This is a genomic window from Nocardiopsis deserti (genome assembly GCF_008638355.1).
Lineage (GTDB): Bacteria > Actinomycetota > Actinomycetes > Streptosporangiales > Streptosporangiaceae > Nocardiopsis > Nocardiopsis alborubida.
Genome location: NZ_VWVS01000016.1, coordinates 145,737 through 164,673 on the forward strand (window position 1 = coordinate 145,737; position 18,937 = coordinate 164,673).

Sequence of the window (18,937 nt, forward strand, 5' to 3'; positions counted from 1 at the left end):
TACCCGGCGCCGCCCGGGGCCGTTTCGTCGGACCCGCGTTTCGGGTAGGTCCCGTTGGTGACGACCAACCGATCGAACGGGGGAGAGATCATGCGGGCGTCCATCGGCGACTACGTGCGTACGCACGGGGTCGTGAGCACCGAGGGTCAGCACGTCGGGGAGATCGTGGAGATACGCGGCGCCGACGACGGGCCGCCGTACGTGGTGCGGTTTCCCGACGGTGAGGAACGGCTCGTCTACCCCGGGCCGGAGACGGTAGTGGAACCCCGGCATCCGGTGGACTGAGAGACGCCGGAGGGGTTGCCGGAGCCACGGGGGCTGGCTTCCGGGGCAGCCGGGACGCCCGGCACGGATGGGGCCGCACGGGCTCCCCGGACATCCGGACGGGCGGGACGATTTGGTCTGCCGTCCTCCGGGGGGCGACCGGAACAGCTGGCGCGGTCAGGGCCCTCGGGTCAGCCGGGACGCCCGGCCCCGGGGCCGGACCCGACGACGGCCGCGAACACGGCGGGCGCACAGGACGGCGGCGGGCGTGACGCCCGCCGCCGTTGTGTCCTGGGCCTGCGTGAGGGTCAGGCCGACAGCCGGTCCAGGAAGCCGCCCAGGTTGGTCGAGGCGCGGGCGATCTGCTCTTCCACGGTGAGGGACTCCTCGAACCGCCCTCCCGGCTCCGGCTCCTTCTTCCCTCGGATGTACAGCGAGCAGGCGAAGTCCGTGCACATGTACAGTCCCACCGTGCTGCCCGCCTGACCGGAGCGCCTCGTCTTGGGCGCTGCCAGCAGCGCCACGCCCCGTCCGGGGTGGGTGGTCAGGCACACCGAGCACATGCTCCGGCGCAGTCCGGCGCGGGCGTTCGACAGCCGGAAGGCCACGCCCACGAGCCGGTCGCCGTGCTCGGTGACCAGGTAGGCGCGCTCGTGTGCGGTGTGGTCGCGCCAGCCGAGGAAGTCCAGGTCCTCCCACGGGCGCCGGTCCAGGTCGCGCGGCAGTGAGAGCCGCTGCGCCTCCCCCTTCGAGCAGTTCACGAACGACGTCCGGATGTCCCGCTCAGTCAAAGCTCTCATGGAAGGGACGCTAACGCCGCAGGTCCGGCCCCGGCAACGCTTTTACGGCGCGGCGGACTCCACCCGTGCGGCACGGACCGCCCGCACCACCGGGTGCATCGCCCGCTCCGTCCGCACCCGATGTGTCCCATCCCACCCGGGCCGACCGCTCCCCGGAGCGGACCGACCGTCCCGCGCTCACGGCCGGCGGGCCCGCACCTCGCGCCCCCACCGTCTCAGGAGCGCCTGATCAGGTAGAGCGCGAAGGGTTCTCCCCCGTGGCGGATCTCGCGCGCGTAGCCGAACCCGAGCCGTTCCATGACCGCGCGGGAACGGAGGTTGTGCACCTCGGTGAAGGAGGCCACCTCGTCCGCGCCGAGGTCGTCGAAGGCGAACGCCAGTCCCGCGCGGCCGATCTCGCTGGCGTAGCCGAGCCCCCAGAAGCACTCCCGGATCGCCCAGCCGACCTCCAGGCACCAGAGGGAGTCCACCACCGCGCGGGACAGGCCGCCGCGCCCCACCAGCTCGCCGGTCCACCGGTCGTGCGCGATCCACTTGTGGACGCCGTCGGTCTCCCAGGCGCGCCCCATACGCAGGGCGCTCTCCCAGGCCTCTCCCCGCGTCCACCTGCCGCCGTACCACCGGGCGACACCGGGGTCCCGGTGCAGCCGCCACAGTTCGTGGGCGTGCTCGGGGCCGATGGGGTCCAGGCGCAGCCTCTGTGTGAGGCGGACGCCGGACGGACCCCGCGGTCCGGCGGGGTGGTCCGGGGTCCCCGGTGGGGCGCGGCGGCGGTGTCTGCGGTCGAAGCCGGTCACGGGTACTCCAGCCGGGCGTGGGTGTCGGACAGGACGTCGGGCAGGACGGCGGCGAGGTCCCGCTCGCCGGGGGAGTCGCCGAGTGCGTGGAGGGGCTCCTCCGGCCGGGGGCGGCGGTTCCGCGGCCAGACGGCCGCCCGCGGGTTCCGGGCGCACCCCCGTCCGCCCTCTCCGCCCCACGCGGGAAAGTCTAGGTCCCGCCCCTCCCGTACGGCCGTCACCGCCGTGTACTGGGACTTTCCCGTTATCAGCAGGGCACTCCGCGCGTGCTGTCCCTCCGCGGCGCCGACCGGGCGTCAGTCCCGCTGGAAGAGCCGCGCCGTGTACAGGACCGCGCCGGAGGCCAGCCCGGCCAGGGCCAGCGAGGCCGCGAACGAGGCGGCTTCGAGCACGAAGCCGGAGATCTCGACCGTCTCGGCCAGGAACCGGCGCGAGGCCTGGCGTGAGAGGACGAACACGGCCACGAAGACGACGAAGGAGACGACCGAGGAGACCTTCACCGGAGTGTTCCGGGATGTTGGAGAGGGCGCATGCGGGCCATCCTAGGACGCGCCGCCCCAGGTCACTCCCCGGGCCCGGAGGTCGGACCCGCGACGGCCCGCTCCCCCTCTCCCTGCCCGCCCATCTGGAGGAGCGCCGTGCCGACCACCACCAGCAGCAGACCGCCCAGCCGCGGCCAGGTGAGCGCCTCGCCAAGCAGGACGACGCCCAGGACCGCCACGGCGGCCACGCCCAGCGCCGTCCACAGGCCGTAGGCGACCCCGACGGGCATCCCGTGCCGCAGCGCGAGGGAGAAGAGGTAGTAGGCCGCCACCACGCTGACGACCGCCAGCGCGGTGGGGACCGGGGCGGTGAAGCCGTCCGAGGCACGGGTCGCGAACGCCCCGAGTACCTCGGTCCCGATGGTCGCGACCAGGAAGAACCAGGCCATGGCGTACCCCTCCGCATCACGGAGCTTCCGCGCCCCGAACTAGATGAACAAGTGTTCAACTTATAGCCCAACACCTTGAACTGGTTCAAGTGCCTCAACAATCAAAAGTAGTTGAACTATCGTTCGTTTTGTGTGAGGCTCTGCTCCGACGAAACACCTCTGGGAGGAAGCATGCTGCTCGCCTACGCCCTCCTCGCCGGGACCGTGGCGCTCGAAGTGGTCGGAGCCCTCACCACGCGCTACTCCGACGGGTTCACCCGACCCCTGCCCACAGTGCTCACGGTCGCCTCGGTCCTCGGCGCCTACTACCTGTTCTCGTTGGTGCTCCTCGAAGGACTCGACCTCGGGGTCGCCTACGCCGTCTGGGCCGCCGCGGGCGTCGCCTCCGTCACGCTGGTCGGCGCCCTCCTCCTCGGTGACAGACTGACGCGCACCCAGTCCGCGGGCATCGGCCTCGCGACACTCGGGGTGGTGTTGTTGCAGCTGGGAGCGGCCTGAGGGCTGTCGGCCGACCGCTCACCCGGAGCGTGCGCTGCTAGACTCCAGCGAGCCGAACAGCCCGCGGCCCTGGAGGCGGAGATGACGCGAACGACCGGTGCGCGAGTCGACGGACGTCGCGCCCGGGGCGAACGCAAGCGGGAGGCGATCATCGCCGCGGCCCTGCGCGTCATCGAGCGCGACGGGGTCTCCGGGGCCACCCACCGGACGGTCGCCGGGGAGGCCGGGGTCCCCGCGAGTTCGGTGGCCTACTACTTCGCCACCCTGGACGACCTGCTCGTGGCAGCCCTGACCGTGGCCTCGGACTCCTACATCGCCCAGATGCGCCGGGTCATGGACGCCGACGGCGACGACCTCGCGACCCTGGCCCAGCTCATCGCCGAGGCCGCCGGACCCGACCGGCGCCGCGCCCTGGCCGAGCGCGAGCTGACGCTGCTCGCCGCGCGCCGCCCCGCGCTGCGCCCCATGGCCCTGCGCTGGCGGGAGACCCTCACCGAGATCGCACGGCGCCACACCGACGACCCGGTCGCTGTGGAGGCCTTCCCCTCGGTGTCGGACGGGTTGTGCGCACGCGTGCTGCTGGGAGGGGACACCCCCACCGTGGGCGAGATCGAGGCCGTCCTGCGCCACACCCTGCGCACCCGGAGCTGACCGCGCGACCCGAACACCACGTGTACCCGGCTCCGCACGCCCGCCACGGGCCCCATTCCCGCCGGCACCGCCCGCGCCGCCGAGGCCGCGGGCGTCTCTCAGCTCACGGTGATGGACCGTTTCTGGCCGGTGGGCGGGGCCAACGGCCCGCGCCCGCACCTGATGGCCGACTGCGGAGGTGAGCGCAAGACCCTGCGGCCGGTCGCCCGGTACGCGGACGCGTGCAACGTCTTCGGCGGCACGGAGACGCGCCCAAGCTCGACGTGCTCAGGCGGCGCCGCGAGGATCCGGGCGCGGCTACGACCGGACCGAGAGGACCAACGACCTCGCCCGTCACCGCTCCGAACGCCGCGACGTGCTCCACGTCCACGGACCGAGCGGCCTGGCCCGCCGGGCGGACGGGCCGGGACCGCCTGCCAGGCAGGGATCAGAGCGTGTCGATCAGCTCGCGGCACGCCTGCTCGCAGCGTCGGCACGCCTCCGCGCACACCCGGCAGTGCTCGTGCATGGAGGCGTGCTGCTCGCACTCGTCGGCGCAGGTCTTGCAGGCCTGCGCACAGGCCTCCAGGACCGCGCGGGTCAGGTTGGCGTCGTAACCGGTGTGGCGCGAGAGCACCCGACCGGTGGTCTCGCACTGGTCGGCGCAGTCAAGGTCGGTACGGACGCACTTGACGAGGTCGGCCACACCGTCCTCGCTCAGGCAGGCGTCCGCGCAGGCGGTACAGGCCTGGGCGCACTCGAAGCACGCCTCGATACAGGCCCGCAGCCTCTCGCGGTCCACCCCGCCCAGGTTCTTGGGATAGGTCTCCAGCATCCGGCTCGCCACGCTCATGGCGTTCCCCCTCGGCGTCGTACGGCGCCGGGGGCGGGCGCCCCCGGCCCTGGTCCGCACTTCCACTAACCGGCGGGTGGCGGGGCAAACACGGGGGCGGCCGGTGCGGGCGCCGGGTGGTCCCGGCGCCCGCCGCGCGGAGGGTCAGTGGCCGCCGTGGTCTCCCCCGGCGTCCTGTCCGGAACCGTCATCCCCGGCGCCGTCGCCGCCGAGCATCGTGTCCATCTGCTCGATCTCGGCCTCCTGGGCGTCGACGACCTCCTGGGCGAGCTCGCGCGCCTCGGGGTCGACGCCGTTCTCCAGCTGGTCCTCGGCCATCCGGACCGCGCCCTGGTGGTGGGCGATCATCAGCTCCAGGAACAGCGTGTCGAAGGCCTCCCCCTCGGCCCGCTCCAGTCGCTCCATCTGCTCCCCGGTCATCATCCCGGACATGCCGTGGTGCTCCCCGTCGCCCGCGGGCTCGACGCCCCAGGCGTCCAGCATCCCTTCGAGCCGCTCGATCTCGGGACCCTGGGCGGCCTCGATCTCGGCCGCGAGGGCCCCGACCTCCTCTCCCGCCCGGTCCTCGGCGAGCCGGGACATCTCCACGGCCTGCTCGTGGTGCGGAATCATCATCCGGGCGAACATGACGTCGGCGTCGTTGAACCCGGCCGCCGACTGCTCGGCGGTCTCGGGCGCGGGGGCGGCCGTTTCCTCGCTGCCGCAGGAGGCGAGGAGCAGAGCGGCGGCCAGTGCCGCCGGAACCGCCAGGAACGCGCGCGTACGGAACTGCGTGGTCATTTTCGGTCCTTCTTCATGGCGTCTTCGCGCATGGCGCACGGCGCCACGGCGGGGTGAACAGGGCTCGGGTCCGGGCGGCGGGGCGCGTGAGGCCACCGCGACACCCGGGAGGGGCGTCTACACCCTCAGCACCTGCAACTCCGCCAGGGACGGGGGTTCGGGCGGCGCGACGCGCGCCGCCCACCGGAGCATCGAGGACGACGGCCGCGGCAGCGGTCCCGGCCAGGGGAGGAAGACCGCGGCGGCCAGCCCGACGAGGGCTGCCACCAGGGCGGCGACCGCCAGGCACATCGTCGTCGGGTCGGTGACGGGGGACGCGGCGTGCGCGTCCGGGGCGGCGTGCGCACCGGCCCCGGACGGGACGTAGGCCCCCGGAGCGGCGTACGCGTCCGTGACAGGGTCAGCGTGCGCACCGGTTCCAGACACGACGTAGGCCCCCATGGCCGGGGCGTCGTACGCCTGTGGAACGGGGTCGGCATGTGCGACGACCGAGGCGGTGGAGACGGGAGAGGCATGCTCCGTGTCCGCGGACGCGTGCCCCAGCGTGTGCATTCCCGCCACACCGAGCAGCACGGACACCAGGAGCAGCATCCGCACCCAGGCCAGGCCGGGGTGCGCCGCGCGCCCGTGCGCGGCCCTGCCCACGGCACCCACCGTGGGCGCCGCACCGCGCGGGAGAAGCCACAGGACACGGGCGTACGCGCTCGTCACCAGCGCTTCCTCCCCCCGCTCCCCCGCCGCGCACGGCGGAGTCCGTTCGGGGCCCGGGGACCCACCCGGACCGGCTCCACCAGGGTAGGGCCGCCCTTCGGAGTGCCCCGACCGCCCCCGGCCTACCTCCTACTACCCCCACCGGGGTCGCCGAGCAGGTCGGTGTGGGCGCGGCTCTGTTCGGCAGGTATCCGTGGAACACACGGGTTCCGGGGCGGCACCGGCACCAGATCCGGCAGGAGCACGGCACCCACGCCGCCACCGAGGAGGAGGACCAGCTCGCCCAGTGGCTGGCCGACCAGGTGTGCCCGGTGGAGGTCGGCCGCACCGGACTCGCCCAGGCCCTGGCCAACCGGTGACACACCCCGAAGGACGACGCAGGCGAACTCCCCGCTCCATGTTCGACAGGCGGTTGGCGCGTGGTGGGGCTGTTCAGCGGCGGTCCGGTCCGGGGAGGTCGATCCCAGCGGAGCGGAGCTTCGTTTCGACGAGCGACGCCAAGCGGGCTGCCGCCGAGTCCTGTTCTTCTCCGTGGTGGGCGATCAGCCGGTACCGGGTCGCGGTCTCGGTGGGGGCTTGCAGGCCGGTCACGATCCTCAGCTGCGCGGGGTTGGCGAGGTAGTACTCGGCCATGTCAGTGGCCAGTTCGGCAACACGGGGGTCGTCCGGTGCCCAGCCGATGATGCCGGCGCTGCGCTTGGTCAGTTCCACGAAGTGGGGGTCGCGCAGCGCGTGTTCGATGTCGGTGAGGTAGTCGTCGAAACCTTCGGGGACCAGGGCCTTGGCCAGCACGAAGGATTCTCGGGCGGTCCGCACGTCCTCCGGGGTGAAGCCGAGGGCCGGCATTCCCTCCAACATCGCTACGGCGCGGTCGGGCAACAAGGTCCGGTCTCCGGAGACAAGCCGGTGGAGCATGTCGCGCCGCGTGGTCAACTCGACGATCCGCTCGGTGAGGTGCCGCTCGACATCGTCGAGCGCCGCGGCGAACGACGCGGCGTCGGAGTCGAGCAGCGAGCCGATGTCGGCCAACGGCACTCCGGCGGCGGCCAGAGTCCTGACCTGCATCAACCTCAGCAGCTGGGCCGAGCTGTACCGCCGGTAACCCGAGCTGTCGCGCGCTGGTTCGCCGACCAGGCCGAGCTTGTGGTAGTGCCGCACCGTTTTGATCGTGATGTTGGCGAACGCGGCCGCCTGGCCGATGGTCACCCCTTCGGTCATCGCCTCAGCGTTCCTCCCGAGCCTGCGCGGCGGCGGTCTCCCGTACGGCGGCGGCAACCGCCCGGAAGTCCTTGCGCAGGATCTGCGTGTGGTTGCTCTTCACCTTCGTGCTGACCCGCAGGTTCGGGTTCCGGCGAAGCACCGGATCAAGAGAGGCGCGCATCTGCGCCATCTCCTCCGCACCACCGCCGAGGTTCGCACCCGAGGCCAGGACGTAGCGCACCGGGCAGGAGAGCCGGTCCAATACCGGTTCGAGGGCGGCGCAGACCTCGTTGATCTCGATGTTGACCTCAGCGTGCTGAGCGGCACTCATCGAGGCAGCCAGGCCGAACGGGCGCGCCAGCGGCAGCCCCAGCCGCATGCTGCGAAACGCGCGCCGGATCCGTTCCCGGTTCTCCTCCCCGGTCAGCCCCCACGGAACCGCGCCGTCGACCGAGACTACGCCAGCGACCCGGCCCGGGTTGCGGTCGGCCCAGTGCACCGCGAGCGCCGCCCCGTAGGACCAACCGACCAGCAGCGGCCGGTCGACCGCGGTCGCCTCGACAACCGTGTCCATGTCACGAAGGCAGCCCTCAAAGGAATAGTCCGCCGACCGCTTCGACCCGCCGCGAGCCCGCTCGTCGTACGTGAGGTGTCTCCACTCGGGGCCGAGGTCGGCGATCACACGCCGCCAGGAACGCTGACTGGCGTAGGAGCCGTTGAGATAGACAACGGGAGGACCGGAGCCGCGGGTGTCGGTGACCGACAGGGCCGTGTCGTCAACGGGCACCATGCCCGTCCATGGTGATGCGGTCGAACTAGTCATGCGGTCAGCATCCACCTTGACCTCGGGTCAAGGTCAAGGCGGACCCGCGGGGCCGCCCGGTTGAGTGCCCGGCGGTGTCGTGGTTCGGGTGCCGTGCCGTGTCGGGTCGGGCCGGGGCGCCCCGGCCCGACCATCCTCCCGTCGACCCCTTGGAGCCGCCGGTGTCCCTGTTCATGGTGTGGCTCGACCCCGCCCCCGACCAGCGGACCTACCCGAGGTGCTCGGAGTGCCCCACATGGCCGACTCGCACGGGCCCGCCCCCGGCCGCATACGTGTGCACCTGGCGGTGCCCCGCGCCCACGGCATCGCGACCACCCCGCACGGATGGATCTGCCCGGCCCGCGGTCACCCCGTGCCGCTGTCCACCGACCACTACGCCCCCGCGGCCGAACCACGCCGGTGCCGCCGCGTCACCTGGAACGCGCTCACCGAGATCGAGGCCCCGGCTTGTCCGCGCTGTTACACCCGCCTTCGGTGATGCCTCAGGACCCGGTGTGGCTACCCACCGGTGACTTGTCCTGTTGCCGGGCGTTCGGGAGGACACCCCGGATAAGGAGGACCGCGCCCACCCCCGTACACGGCGCACGGGGGCGGGCGCGGTCCCGGCGGGCGCCGGTCAGCGGGCGCCGCTCAGGTGGTGACCTCCTCCACCCGGGCCCGCGCGGCCGCCTCGACGTTCTTCTTGATGTGCTCCATCTCGACGGGGATGTTCTGGTGGTACTTGACGGCCATCTGCTCGTCGTCGAAGGGCGCGTCGGGCCTCATGGCGAACTGGTACCGCCAGGTCAGGCGCACTCCCTCCGGGACCTCCTCGTAGGACCAGTGGATCCGCACGTACTCGAAGCCCTCGGTCTGGACGCGGTGGGACCACGCCTCCCCCGCCTCGCGGTCCACGGTGCGCTCGGACACCCAGCTCCACACGCGCCCCTGCTTGTCGGGGTTCTTGGTGACGCGGAAGCGTGTGGTGTCGCCCTCCTGGTGGAGGATCTCCACCGAGGAGTGCCAGGTGAAGATCTCCGGCCAGGAGGCGACGTCGTTGGTCAGCTCCCAGACGAAGTCGTAGGGCGCGTCGATGACGACGCTGTGCTCGATGCTTCCGGGCACGGGATCACATTCCTTTCGCGGGGGCCGGAACGCCCCCGTTGACGAGGGTGGCCAGAGCGACCGGGGAGGGCGCGGCCTCGGCGTCCGCCCCGAGCCTGCGGCCGACACGGCGCTCGATCTCGGCGACGATGCCCATGACGCCCAGGGAGTCGATCCCCAGGTCGTCGAAGGTGCTCGTGGAGGCGGTGGCGGCGTCGGTTCGGACACCGGCGCAGGTGGACATGAGTTCCACCAGCTCCTCCATCTCGATGTGTCTGTCGGACATGGATCTCCTCGGAATCTCGTGTGTCGGGTCACGTGTCGGTTCGTGTGCCGGGCGGGTGCGCCGGGTCGCGTGTCAGGCGTGGTCGGGGCGTGTCAGGACGACGGCGGAGTTGCCGCCGCCCAGGCCGCGCGACAGGACCAGCGCGGTGCGCAGGCGTGCGGCGCGCGGCAGCCGGACGACCAGGTCGAGGCCGCTGGGCGCGTCGGGGACGTTGGGTGTGGGCGGAACGACCTGGTGTTCCAGGCTCAGGACCGCCGCGGCCACGTCCAGCGCGCCCGCCCCGGCGTAGGCGCGTCCGAAACCGGTCTTGGGCGCGGTGACGGCCACCCCGCCCGGGAAGAGCTCGCGCAGCACCGCCGCCTCGTCGGCGTCGGCCTTGGGCGTGCCCACCGCGTCGGCGAAGACCACGTCCACGTCCTCGGGGGCGACACCGGCCCGGCGCATCGCCTCCCGTGCCGCGTGCAGGAGTCCGGCGCCGCCCGGGTCGAACGCGCCGACCCCGCCGAAGGTGCTCGCGTGCCCCGCGACCACGGCCCGGATCCTGGCGCCGCGCGCCCGCGCGCCGGCCTCGTCCTCCACCACGGCGACGGCCGCGCCCTCGGCCGGGACGTAGCCGCCCGCCCCCTCGGTGAAGGGGAGGTAGGCCGTACCGGGGTCGTCGCCGCGGCTGAGGACGTCGGCCCCCGCGTGGCAGGCCAGGGCGAACGGGGAGCCGATCGGGGCCTCGCTGCCGCCGACCAGCATCGCGGAGGTCCCGCGCCGCAGGGCCTGTTCGCTCTGGCCCAGGGCGTCGAGCATGCCCGGTTCGTCGGTGACCAGGACCCCGCACATGCCCTTGAGCCCGTTGCTGATGGAGATCTGTCCGGTGCTCGCCGCGTAGAACCAGGCGATGGACTGGTAGGGGCCGACGTGGTCGGGGCCCCTGCTCCACAGGGCCTCGATCTCGCGCTGGCCGAACTCGACGCCGCCCGTGCAGCTACAGATCAGCACGCCGACCGCGTAGGGGTCGGCGACGGGGTCCAGCCCCGAGTCCCGCAGGGCCTCACCGGCCGCGACCATCGCGAACCAGCTGAAGGCGTCGGTCTGGACGACGTAGCGGCCGTCGAGGTGGTCGTGCGGGTCGAAGCCGGGGATCTTCCCGCCCACGCGCACGTGGAAGCCGTCGGTGTCGAAGTCGGGGATCGGTGCGAGGAGCGACCGCCCCCACCTGATCGCGTCCCAGTACCCCGGGACGCCCACCCCCGCGGGCGAGACCGTGCCGAGTCCGGTGATCACCGTGCTCATACGCGCACCTCGTTCCCCCGGTCCAGGACGACCGCCGACTGGAACCCGCCGAAGCCGCTGCCCACGGAGAGCACCACGTCGGTCCGCCGCTCCCGCGCGGTCACCGGCACGTAGTCCAGGTCGCACTCGGGGTCGGGCGTGCTCAGGTTGGCGGTCGGCGGCACGACGCCGGTGTCCATGGCCAGCACGCAGGCGGCCAGTTCGATGGAGCCGATCGCGCCCAGGGAGTGGCCCACCATCGACTTGATGGAGGACATGGTCACCCGCCGCGCGTGCTCTCCCAGGGAGCGCTTGACGGCGTCGGTCTCGTGGCGGTCGTTCTGCACGGTGCCCGACCCGTGGGCGTTGACGTAGTCCACGTCGGTGGCCGGACGCCGCGCCTGGTCCAGGGCGGTGGTGATGGCCCGCGCCATCTCCTGCCCCTCGCGGCGCAGGCCGGTCATGTGGAAGGCGTTGCCGTGGTTGGCGAAGCCCGCCACCCGGCAGCGGATCCGCGCGCCCCGGCGCCGGGCGATCGAGGCCTCCTCCAGGACGAGGACGGCCGCGCCCTCGCCCATGACGAAGCCGTTGCGCTCGCGGTCGAAGGGCCGGGAGGCCCGCGCGGGGTCCTCATTGCTGTCCGAGGTCGCCCTGATGGCGTCGAAGCAGGCCATGGCGATGGGGGAGATCGGCGACTCGGCCGCTCCCGCGACGACCACGTCGGCGAGGTCGTCCTCGATGGCCTGCGCGGCGTAGCCGACCGCGTCCAGGCCGGACGTGCAGCCGGTGGAGACCGTGCGCACCGGCCCGCGCGCCCCGACCAGCTCGGCGATCTCCCCGGACAGGGCGCTGGGCGTCACCGCCCGGTACAGGTGGGGCGAGGCGGCCTCGGGGTCGACGACCCAGTCGGCTCCGCCCCGGCTCATCTCGACGTAGTCCCTCTCCAGACGCGTGGTTCCGCCGACCGCCGTCCCCATGCTCACGCCCACGCGCCAGGGCGGGACCTCGGCCAGGGGCGGGGCGCTGTCGGCCAGCGCCTCGGCGGTGGCGACGGCGGCGAACTGCACGTACCTGTCCATGCGTTCTGCCTGGCGCTCGTCCAGCCCGTGCGCGGCGGGGTCGAAGTCGACCTCGGCGGCGATCCGGGAGCGGAAGGCGGTCGCGTCGAACAGGGTGACGTGGCGGGTGGCTGTTCGCCCCGCGGTGAGCATGTCCCAGAACGCGGCCGCGCCGATCGCTCCGGGGGCCACCACGCCGATACCGGTGACGACGGCCTCGCGTCTCAAGACGCCTCCCCGGGGAGGTCGCGGGCCCGGCTCAGGTCCAGGGCGGGGGCCGCTTGCGCGCCCACCGCGGGGTTGTGACAGGGCTGGGTCATGCGGTGTTTCCTCCACATGGTCTGAGGGATGAGAGAACGCGGCTTCCTCATTCACGTTCGGTAGCGTGTGTATCACGGTGGGTCGATCCCCTCCGCGATGAACGCGCACCCACACGCCACCTGGCCAGCCAGCTTCCACCGCCCCGGGCGCGTCCGGTCCGGGGTGCGCTCCGTCCGGCTCCCGCGCAGGTCATCCCCACCGTGGACAGGTCAGGCCGCCTCGACCTCGACCACGGCGTCAGGGCAGTCCGCGGCGAGCCCGGTGAGCGCCTCGTGCTCGGCCGGGTCCACCGTCAGGCCCCAGCGGACCTTCACCGCGGTCCACTCGGTGCCGTAGCGGCAGTGCGCCTCCGGCGAGGCGGGCAGCCAGGCCGCGGGGTCCTGGTCGGCCTTGGAGCGGTTCTGCGCCGCGGTGACCGCCACCAGCGCGACCGGTTCGCCCAGGTCGTTGGCGTAGTCGCGGCGCCGGGCGGTGGTCCACTCCGAGGCGCCCGAGTCCCAGGCCTCGGCCAGCGGCACCATGTGGTCGATGTCCAGGGCGCGGGCCTCGGTGTGGGCGCGCCCGTCGTAGTAGGACTCCCACTGCCCGCCGCTCAGGCGGCACTTCCCACCGACCCCGGGCATGAGCACGGCCTCCTCCATCAGGACCTCGGCGCGGGTGTTGCAGCCGTTGCGGTCGGCGTCGACCCAGTGCGGGAACAGGGAGCGGTCATACCCCTGCCTGTTCTCGTCGGTGACGGGCAGACCGGCGACGGCGACGGCGAGCGGGACCGCCTCGGCCGCGTGCGCGGTGGCGGGCGCCAGCGCGGTGACGGGTGCCAGCGCGGCGGCGAACAGGACGGCGGCGGTGGTGCCCACGGTGACGCGCACGCGAGCCTCCTTCGGATTCAACTACGGAGTGTCACTGATCATTTCCGAAGAGTACACACGGGTAACCCGCGGGCGGCCCGCCCCTCCGCGGACCACGGGGCACACCGGGGCGACACGGGAGAGTCCGGCACATCGGCGCACCGGAATCGGTCCTGCCGTCCACAGCCTTCCGGCCAGGCGCTATCGGCCGAATCCGAGGCGCGGGCTCTTACCGCCCACCCCGGCCGGGGCCCGACGGCGGAACGCCCCAGCCCGCAGGAAAGGGCCGCCACCCCTGGAGGAGGCCACCGCGCACACCCCCTCCCGGAACACCGGCGACGGGACGGCCCCGTCCACGCCAGAGCCCCGCGCACCCACGGAAGGAGGTCACCGCGTGCGCACACCCCGACGGACGGCCCCACCCGCGCGAAGACCCCGGTCCCCACCGGAGAGGGTCGCCGTGTACACACATCCGCCCCGGCCGTTCCGACGGGAACGACTTTGCCCTAATATGAAAACCATTATCGTTTTTGCTGACCCAGCGGGAGGAGAAACCAGGTGCGGCACGTGTCCCTCCCGCCTGGCAGGTCGCGCCCGGCGCCCGACGGCGCGGCACCCGACGACACGGCACCCGGGCGGACCGGCCCGGCCGGGGTCAGATGGCTGGCCACACGGGCGGGCACGGCCACGGCCGCGGTCGTCCTCGGCGTCCTCCTCGTGGTCTCCGCGGTGGTGGCCATCGGACTGGGGTCGGCGATCGTCCCCCCGGGCGAGACGGTGCGCTACCTGTGGGCGGCCCTGAGCGGAGGCGTGATCCAGACCGACGAGGTGGTCCGCTACCAGATCATCTGGCAGATCCGCACCCCCCGGGTCCTGCTCGCCGCCATCGTCGGCGCCGGCCTGGGGGTCGTGGGCGTGGCCGTCCAGGCCATGGTCCGCAACGCCCTCGCCGACCCCTACATCCTCGGGGTCTCCTCCGGCGCCTCCGTCGGCGCGGTGCTGGTCAGCGTGCTGGGCGCGCTGTCCGCGCTCGGTATCCACGCGGTCTCCGCCGGGGCCTTCCTGGGCGCGCTGGGAGCGACGCTGCTCGTCCACCTGGTCGCCCGCTCCCCCACGGGGGTCACCCCCCTGCGCCTGGTGCTCACCGGGGTGGCGCTCTCCTTCGGCTTCCAGGCCGTGATGAGCGTGATCGTCTACCTGGCGCCGAGCAGCGAGGCCACCGCGACCGTGCTCTTCTGGACCATGGGGAGCTTCGGCGCGGCCACCTGGAGCTCCCTGCCCGTGGTCGCCGTCGTGGTGGTCCTGGGAATCCTCGTGTTGCGCGGCCTCGCGCGCCCGCTCGACGTGCTGACCCTGGGCGACGAGACCTCGGCGAGCCTGGGCGTGGACGCGGCCGTGCAGCGCAGGATCCTGTTCGCGGTGACCGCGGTCATGACCGGGGCCATGGTCGCCGTCAGCGGCGCGATCGGCTTCGTCGGGCTGGTCATCCCGCACATCGTGCGGATCGTGGTGGGCGCCGACCACCGGCGCGTGCTCACCGTCGCCCCCCTGCTGGGAGCGGTCCTCATGGTCTGGGTGGACCTCTTCTCCCGCGTGGTGGTGGCCCCGCGCGAACTCCCCCTCGGCGTCATCACCGCCCTGATCGGCGTACCGGTGTTCCTCACCCTCATGCGCCGCCGCGGCTACCTGTTCGGAGGACGATGATGGACCTGCGCGTGGACGGGCTGTCCGTCGAGCTCGGCGGCGCCAGGATCGTGGACCGCCTCTCCCTGGACGTGCCCGCGGGGCAGGTCGTGGGGCTGGTGGGTCCCAACGGCTCGGGCAAGTCCACGGCCCTGCGCTGCGTCTACCGGGCGCTGCGCCCCAGCGGCGGGACCGTGTGGGTCGGGGACGAGGACCTGTCCTCCCTGAGCCTGCGCCAGAGCGCCCAGCGCGTGGCCGCCCTGACCCAGGAGAACGGCAGCGACCTCGACTTCACGGTGGAGGAGGTCGTCGCCCTGGGACGTGCCCCGCACCTGCGCGGCAACCAGCCGCTCGACGCGCGCGAGCGCGACCTGTGCCGCCGGGCCATGGAGCGCCTGGAGGTGGTCCACCTGGCCCACAGGGGCGTCATGGAGCTGTCCGGGGGCGAGCGCCAGCGGGTGCTGGTGGCCCGGGCCCTGGTCCAGGAGCCCCGGGTACTGGTCCTGGACGAACCCACCAACCACCTGGACATCCGCCACCAGATCGCGCTGTTGTCCCTGCTCCGGGACTCGGGGCTCACCGTCCTGGTGGTCCTGCACGACCTCAACCTGGCCGCGGCGGCCTGCGACCGGATCGGCGTGCTCTCCGAGGGCCGCCTGGTGGCCGCGGGCGGTCCCGCGGAGGTCCTCACCCCCGCCCTGCTCCTGGAGGTCTTCGGTATCGACGCCTCCGTCGTCCCCCATCCCCTGACCGGGGACCCCCAGCTGCTGTACCGGCTCCTCCCCGCCGTCGAGAAAGGCCTCCAGTGAAACACCAGGCATCCCCTGGGACCCGCGCGTCCCACCGCTCCCTGCTCCCCCTGACCGCCGTGGCCGTCCTGGTCGCCGGGTGCGGAGCCCAGGTCGAGGAAGGCCAGGAGGCCTCGGCCGCGGGCACGGTCACCGTGCGGCGCTGCGGCGAGGAGGTGGAGTACACCACCCCGCAGCGCGCCGTGGCCTACGAGGCCGGGAGCGCCGACAAGCTGTTCGCCCTCGGCCTCACCGACCACGTGCACGGGTACGTCATGCCCCCCGCCAACCCGCCGGTGGAGGAGTCCCCCTGGGCGGAGGAGTACGCACAGGTGGAGTTCCTCAGCGACGACCTGCTCAACCGGGAGCTCGTCGTGGACGCCGGGGCCGACCTCGTCGTCGCCGGGTGGAACTCCGGGTTCAGCGAGGAGCGGGGGATCACCCCCGAGATCCTGGACGGGCTCGGGATCCAGAGCTTCATGCACACCGAGTCCTGCTTCAACTACCCGGGGCACCCCGAGGAGGCCACCCCGTTCGAGGGCCTGTACACCGACCTGGAGCGGCTGGGGTCGATCTTCGGGGTGCCGGAGCGCGCCGAGGAGCTCGTCACCGACTACCGGGCGCGGGTGGCCGCCGTGGAGGAACAGGTCCCCGAGGGCGACCCGGTCCCCGTGTTCCTCTACGACTCGGGCACCGACCAGCCCTTCACCGCGGGCAGCCAGGTCCCGCCCAACGACATCATCAGCCACGCGGGCGGGGAGAACATCTTCGCCGGCCTCGACGAGCGCTGGACCCAGGTCGGCTGGGAGGCGGTGGTGGAGGCCGAGCCGGAGGTCATCATCATCCTCGACTACGGCGACCAGCCCGCCGAGGAGAAGATCGACTTCCTGAGCTCCTTCCCCGCGATGTCGGAGGTTCCGGCGGTGGTCGAGGAGAACTTCTTCGTCATGGACTACAACGAGGGCATCTCCGGTCCGCGCAACATCGACGGCCTGGAGAAGTTCGCCGACTACCTCCGGGACCTGGAACAGGGCTGATCCGCGCCCGCCCGCGCCGGTCCCCCCGACCCGGGACGGCGCGGGCGGGCCCGCCGCGGGGTGAAGGCCGCCTCACGGGCACGGGCGGGGGTGACCACCTGGCGGAGCGCGGGATCGGTGAGCAGCACCACCGGGGCGATCCGGTTCGGCTCCAGGGGGTACCACTCGGGCAGGGCCCCCTCGATGACGGCCCAGGCCTCGTCGGTGGCGCCGCGGGCGGCCAGCCCGCGGGCCGTGTCGAGGGCGCGCTCGAAGGCGGGCGGCTCCGGCAGCCGGTGGGCGGCCAGCCACTCCCGCCGCCCGGCGTCGGACGAGGGCACGGTGAGACCGGGTACGACCCCGGCCAGGGCGCGGTCCGCGTAGGCCGTCCCGCTGGGCGTGGCCAGAGCGGCGCTGTGCAGGTAGAGCGACACCGCCTCGGCCTCGATCTGCCCGGTGCCGACCTCGGCGACCACGTGGGGGCGGTGCAGCAGGCCGCGCAGCCTGTGGTGCGCCCCCCGGACGTCGAGGAAGGCCGCGAGGACCACCTCCAGGTAGGCGGCGGCGCCCGACCCCTTCTCCTTGGCCCGCCGTAGGGCGTTCAGCGCCTCCTCCACCCGGCCCTCCAGGGCGGCCCGGCGCCCCTGCGCCAGGAGTTCGCGCGCTCCCTCCGGGCGCACCGGGCGCCCCTCGAACCCGAGCAGTTCCTCGAACGAGGCGCGTTCGGCGTCCATGAGGTCGGCGAAGGAGCGGTGGCGCTCACCCAGGCCGGGGTACCAGCTCGCCCAGGCGTAGGCGGCCCACTCGCCGTCGGGGGAGACGTCGCCCGCGTCCAGCACCCAGTCCTGGGCGTCCCCCTCGGCCGAGACCAGCAGCAGCGGTCCGACGAGTCCGCCCTCCCGCGTCACGAGGGGCTCGTCCACACCGCACTCGTCCTCCAGGTCGGCCGCCCAGCCGACGGTCGCGGTGGAGCGCAGACCGTACACGAACGTGCTCGCGGGCCCCCAGCCGTCGGACGCCTCGAGGAAGGCCCGGTAACCGGGCGGAAGCCGCCTGCCGAGCCGCTCCTCCAGCTCCGCGACCTGCTCCTCGGAGGCGCCGTCGTGGCCCAGCCAGGAGGCGGCGCGCTGCTCCGCGGTGGTCCCGGGGAGTTCGTCCTCGGTCAGGACCCGCAGCATGTCCGCGCTGTACCCGGCCAGGTAGGACCGCCACTGCTCGGCGGTGGCCGGGGTCCGGGCCAGCAGGTCGCGCACGATCCCCCCGTACGGGGCGGGCGCGCCGCCCGCGGTGTAGCGGTGTCCGTCGAACGCCTCGTAGGTGCGGCCCTCGGAGAAGAAGCGCACCCGGTTGAGCTGGATCTCGGAGCCGCCGCAGTTGCCGGTGATCTCCAGCCGCAGGTGCCGGTAGGGGGTGTCCGCCACCGGATCGGTGACGTGGAAGTCGCGGGCGTGGTGGCGGCCGGGGAAGAACTCGTCGGAGCGGGTGTCGAGCGTGACCCAGCTCCGGCCGTCCGCCGACCCCTTGAGCGTCCAGTCCCGGGGGTCGCGGTCGGCGAAGTCGTTGGCGGAGACCAGGACGTAGTGCCGGACGCTGACGGGCTCGGCCATGGTGAACTCCAGCCAGTCGGCGTCGCGCCAGCTCAGCCACTTGGAGGAGGTGTCGTCGAGGAGGTTGACGGCGACCTCGCCCGCCCTCGTGTGCTCGTTGCCCGCCCGCACCTCGCGCACCCCGCCGGTGACCTCGTCCCCGCTCCCGGCCTCCTCCAGGGCGATGGTGCGCAGGGCGACCGCACCGCCGCCGCCCTCACGGTCGGCCCAGGTGATCCGCGCGGCCGGGGAGCCGCCGTCCTCGATGAGCAGTCGCAGTTCCTCCCCGTCCTCCACGCCCTCGACCCCGAACCTGTGGACCGGACGGTCGGTGAGCCGCTCCACCAACCGGCCCCGCCAGGCGTGGGACGTGCCGTCCGCGGTGGTCCGCGTGCCGGTGAACGTGGTCATGCCGGGGTCGAACCCGACCACCGCCTCCGCGCCGTCGAGGTCGCGCCAGCCGAGCTGGGCCAGCGGCACGGCCCCGCCGGGTTCGAACCCGACCACCAGCCGGTGGTCGGTCAGCCACTCCCCCGCCTCGGCCCGCTGCCGCTCGGTGCGGAAGACGAGGACGGTCGGGTGCTCTTGCATGGAGGCTCCTACGGTGAGGGGGTTCGGGGAGGGCGGCCGGGGGCGCCGCCCGCGGATCCGCGAAGAGGCTACGCGCGCGGCCCGACATTTCCGGACGCCTTCCCGCCACCGCCTCCAGCCGTGCGGC

General features: G+C 73.2%; 23 protein-coding genes. 8 read left to right on the forward strand and 15 right to left on the reverse strand.

The window, feature by feature from the left end; translation table 11 throughout:
• The first annotated feature begins 90 nt into the window (after positions 1-90).
• Positions 91-285: a DUF1918 domain-containing protein gene (locus tag FYW99_RS22090; protein WP_017563658.1), complete on the forward strand. Its 195-nt coding sequence runs from the start codon at positions 91-93 to the stop codon at positions 283-285.
• 287 nt (positions 286-572) lie between these two features.
• Here FYW99_RS22090 and FYW99_RS22095 read toward each other — a convergent pair whose 3' ends face one another.
• The 4 genes from FYW99_RS22095 to FYW99_RS22110 form a co-directional block, all read right to left on the reverse strand.
• Entirely contained in the window at positions 573-1,064 is a 492-nt protein-coding gene (locus FYW99_RS22095; protein ID WP_150253949.1) for an FBP domain-containing protein, read from the reverse strand.
• Between the two features lie 215 nt (positions 1,065-1,279).
• On the reverse strand, positions 1,280-1,861 hold the full coding sequence (locus FYW99_RS22100; RefSeq protein ID WP_150253950.1) for a GNAT family N-acetyltransferase: 582 nt from the start codon (positions 1,859-1,861) through the stop codon (positions 1,280-1,282).
• Positions 1,862-2,157: 296 nt separating this feature from the next.
• On the reverse strand, positions 2,158-2,361 hold the full coding sequence (locus tag FYW99_RS22105) for a hypothetical protein (protein ID WP_150253951.1): 204 nt from the start codon (positions 2,359-2,361) through the stop codon (positions 2,158-2,160).
• 62 nt (positions 2,362-2,423) lie between these two features.
• A complete protein-coding gene (locus FYW99_RS22110) occupies positions 2,424-2,792 on the reverse strand; it encodes a DMT family transporter (RefSeq protein WP_150253952.1) in 369 nt (122 codons plus the stop codon).
• Between the two features lie 171 nt (positions 2,793-2,963).
• Between FYW99_RS22110 and FYW99_RS22115 the strand changes: the two genes are divergently transcribed.
• Both FYW99_RS22115 and FYW99_RS22120 read left to right on the forward strand, forming a co-directional pair.
• Positions 2,964-3,290, forward strand: a complete 327-nt coding sequence (locus FYW99_RS22115; RefSeq protein ID WP_150253953.1) for a DMT family transporter — start codon at positions 2,964-2,966, stop codon at positions 3,288-3,290.
• A gap of 81 nt (positions 3,291-3,371) precedes the next feature.
• Positions 3,372-3,941 (forward strand): TetR/AcrR family transcriptional regulator, encoded by a 570-nt coding sequence (locus tag FYW99_RS22120; protein WP_150253954.1) that lies wholly within the window; start codon positions 3,372-3,374, stop codon positions 3,939-3,941.
• A gap of 427 nt (positions 3,942-4,368) precedes the next feature.
• Here FYW99_RS22120 and FYW99_RS22130 read toward each other — a convergent pair whose 3' ends face one another.
• The 3 genes from FYW99_RS22130 to FYW99_RS22140 all read right to left on the reverse strand — a co-directional run bounded on the left by FYW99_RS22130 (position 4,369) and on the right by FYW99_RS22140 (position 6,264).
• Positions 4,369-4,773, reverse strand: a complete 405-nt coding sequence (locus FYW99_RS22130; protein WP_150253955.1) for a four-helix bundle copper-binding protein — start codon at positions 4,771-4,773, stop codon at positions 4,369-4,371.
• 144 nt (positions 4,774-4,917) lie between these two features.
• Complete coding sequence (locus FYW99_RS22135) at positions 4,918-5,553, reverse strand: DUF305 domain-containing protein (RefSeq protein WP_150253956.1); 636 nt, start codon at positions 5,551-5,553, stop codon at positions 4,918-4,920.
• Between the two features lie 117 nt (positions 5,554-5,670).
• The gene (locus FYW99_RS22140) at positions 5,671-6,264 is read right to left on the reverse strand and encodes a hypothetical protein (RefSeq protein WP_223839382.1); all 594 of its coding nucleotides are present in this window, start codon (positions 6,262-6,264) and stop codon (positions 5,671-5,673) included.
• Positions 6,265-6,428: 164 nt separating this feature from the next.
• Between FYW99_RS22140 and FYW99_RS22145 the strand changes: the two genes are divergently transcribed.
• Positions 6,429-6,623, forward strand: coding sequence for a hypothetical protein (locus FYW99_RS22145; protein WP_223839384.1), 195 nt, complete (start codon positions 6,429-6,431; stop codon positions 6,621-6,623).
• A gap of 73 nt (positions 6,624-6,696) precedes the next feature.
• Here FYW99_RS22145 and FYW99_RS22150 read toward each other — a convergent pair whose 3' ends face one another.
• Positions 6,697-7,482 carry a MerR family transcriptional regulator gene (locus tag FYW99_RS22150; protein ID WP_150253957.1) on the reverse strand — a complete coding sequence of 262 codons (786 nt, stop codon included), beginning with the start codon at positions 7,480-7,482 and terminating at the stop codon, positions 6,697-6,699.
• A gap of 4 nt (positions 7,483-7,486) precedes the next feature.
• Complete coding sequence (locus tag FYW99_RS22155) at positions 7,487-8,287, reverse strand: alpha/beta fold hydrolase (RefSeq protein ID WP_150253958.1); 801 nt, start codon at positions 8,285-8,287, stop codon at positions 7,487-7,489.
• Between the two features lie 235 nt (positions 8,288-8,522).
• Between FYW99_RS22155 and FYW99_RS22160 the strand changes: the two genes are divergently transcribed.
• On the forward strand, positions 8,523-8,765 hold the full coding sequence (locus FYW99_RS22160; protein WP_150253959.1) for a hypothetical protein: 243 nt from the start codon (positions 8,523-8,525) through the stop codon (positions 8,763-8,765).
• Positions 8,766-8,917: 152 nt separating this feature from the next.
• Here the strand turns inward: FYW99_RS22160 and FYW99_RS22165 are convergent, their stop codons facing one another.
• From FYW99_RS22165 to FYW99_RS22185, 5 genes are all read right to left on the reverse strand, one after another.
• The gene (locus FYW99_RS22165; RefSeq protein WP_150253960.1) at positions 8,918-9,391 is read right to left on the reverse strand and encodes an SRPBCC family protein; all 474 of its coding nucleotides are present in this window, start codon (positions 9,389-9,391) and stop codon (positions 8,918-8,920) included.
• A 4-nt stretch (positions 9,392-9,395) separates the two neighbouring features.
• Positions 9,396-9,656 (reverse strand): acyl carrier protein, encoded by a 261-nt coding sequence (locus FYW99_RS22170; protein WP_150253961.1) that lies wholly within the window; start codon positions 9,654-9,656, stop codon positions 9,396-9,398.
• A gap of 72 nt (positions 9,657-9,728) precedes the next feature.
• Complete coding sequence (locus tag FYW99_RS22175; protein WP_150253962.1) at positions 9,729-10,940, reverse strand: beta-ketoacyl synthase N-terminal-like domain-containing protein; 1,212 nt, start codon at positions 10,938-10,940, stop codon at positions 9,729-9,731.
• Entirely contained in the window at positions 10,937-12,205 is a 1,269-nt protein-coding gene (locus FYW99_RS22180) for a beta-ketoacyl-[acyl-carrier-protein] synthase family protein (RefSeq protein ID WP_150253963.1), read from the reverse strand. The genes FYW99_RS22175 and FYW99_RS22180 overlap by 4 nt, the downstream gene beginning before the upstream one ends.
• A gap of 302 nt (positions 12,206-12,507) precedes the next feature.
• Positions 12,508-13,167: an HNH endonuclease family protein gene (locus tag FYW99_RS22185; protein WP_190394759.1), complete on the reverse strand. Its 660-nt coding sequence runs from the start codon at positions 13,165-13,167 to the stop codon at positions 12,508-12,510.
• A 537-nt stretch (positions 13,168-13,704) separates the two neighbouring features.
• Between FYW99_RS22185 and FYW99_RS22190 the strand changes: the two genes are divergently transcribed.
• Genes FYW99_RS22190 through FYW99_RS22200 form a run of 3 tightly spaced genes read left to right on the forward strand, consistent with a single transcriptional unit; the run spans position 13,705 to position 16,654 of the window.
• Positions 13,705-14,850, forward strand: a complete 1,146-nt coding sequence (locus FYW99_RS22190; protein ID WP_150253964.1) for a FecCD family ABC transporter permease — start codon at positions 13,705-13,707, stop codon at positions 14,848-14,850.
• The gene (locus tag FYW99_RS22195; RefSeq protein ID WP_150254073.1) at positions 14,850-15,638 is read left to right on the forward strand and encodes an ABC transporter ATP-binding protein; all 789 of its coding nucleotides are present in this window, start codon (positions 14,850-14,852) and stop codon (positions 15,636-15,638) included. Before FYW99_RS22190 ends, FYW99_RS22195 begins: the two co-directional genes overlap by 1 nt.
• Entirely contained in the window at positions 15,635-16,654 is a 1,020-nt protein-coding gene (locus tag FYW99_RS22200; protein WP_150253965.1) for an ABC transporter substrate-binding protein, read from the forward strand. Before FYW99_RS22195 ends, FYW99_RS22200 begins: the two co-directional genes overlap by 4 nt.
• Here the strand turns inward: FYW99_RS22200 and FYW99_RS22205 are convergent.
• Complete coding sequence (locus FYW99_RS22205) at positions 16,627-18,810, reverse strand: discoidin domain-containing protein (RefSeq protein WP_150253966.1); 2,184 nt, start codon at positions 18,808-18,810, stop codon at positions 16,627-16,629. The two genes, FYW99_RS22200 and FYW99_RS22205, sit on opposite strands and share 28 nt — an antisense overlap.
• Positions 18,811-18,937: the final 127 nt, after the last annotated feature.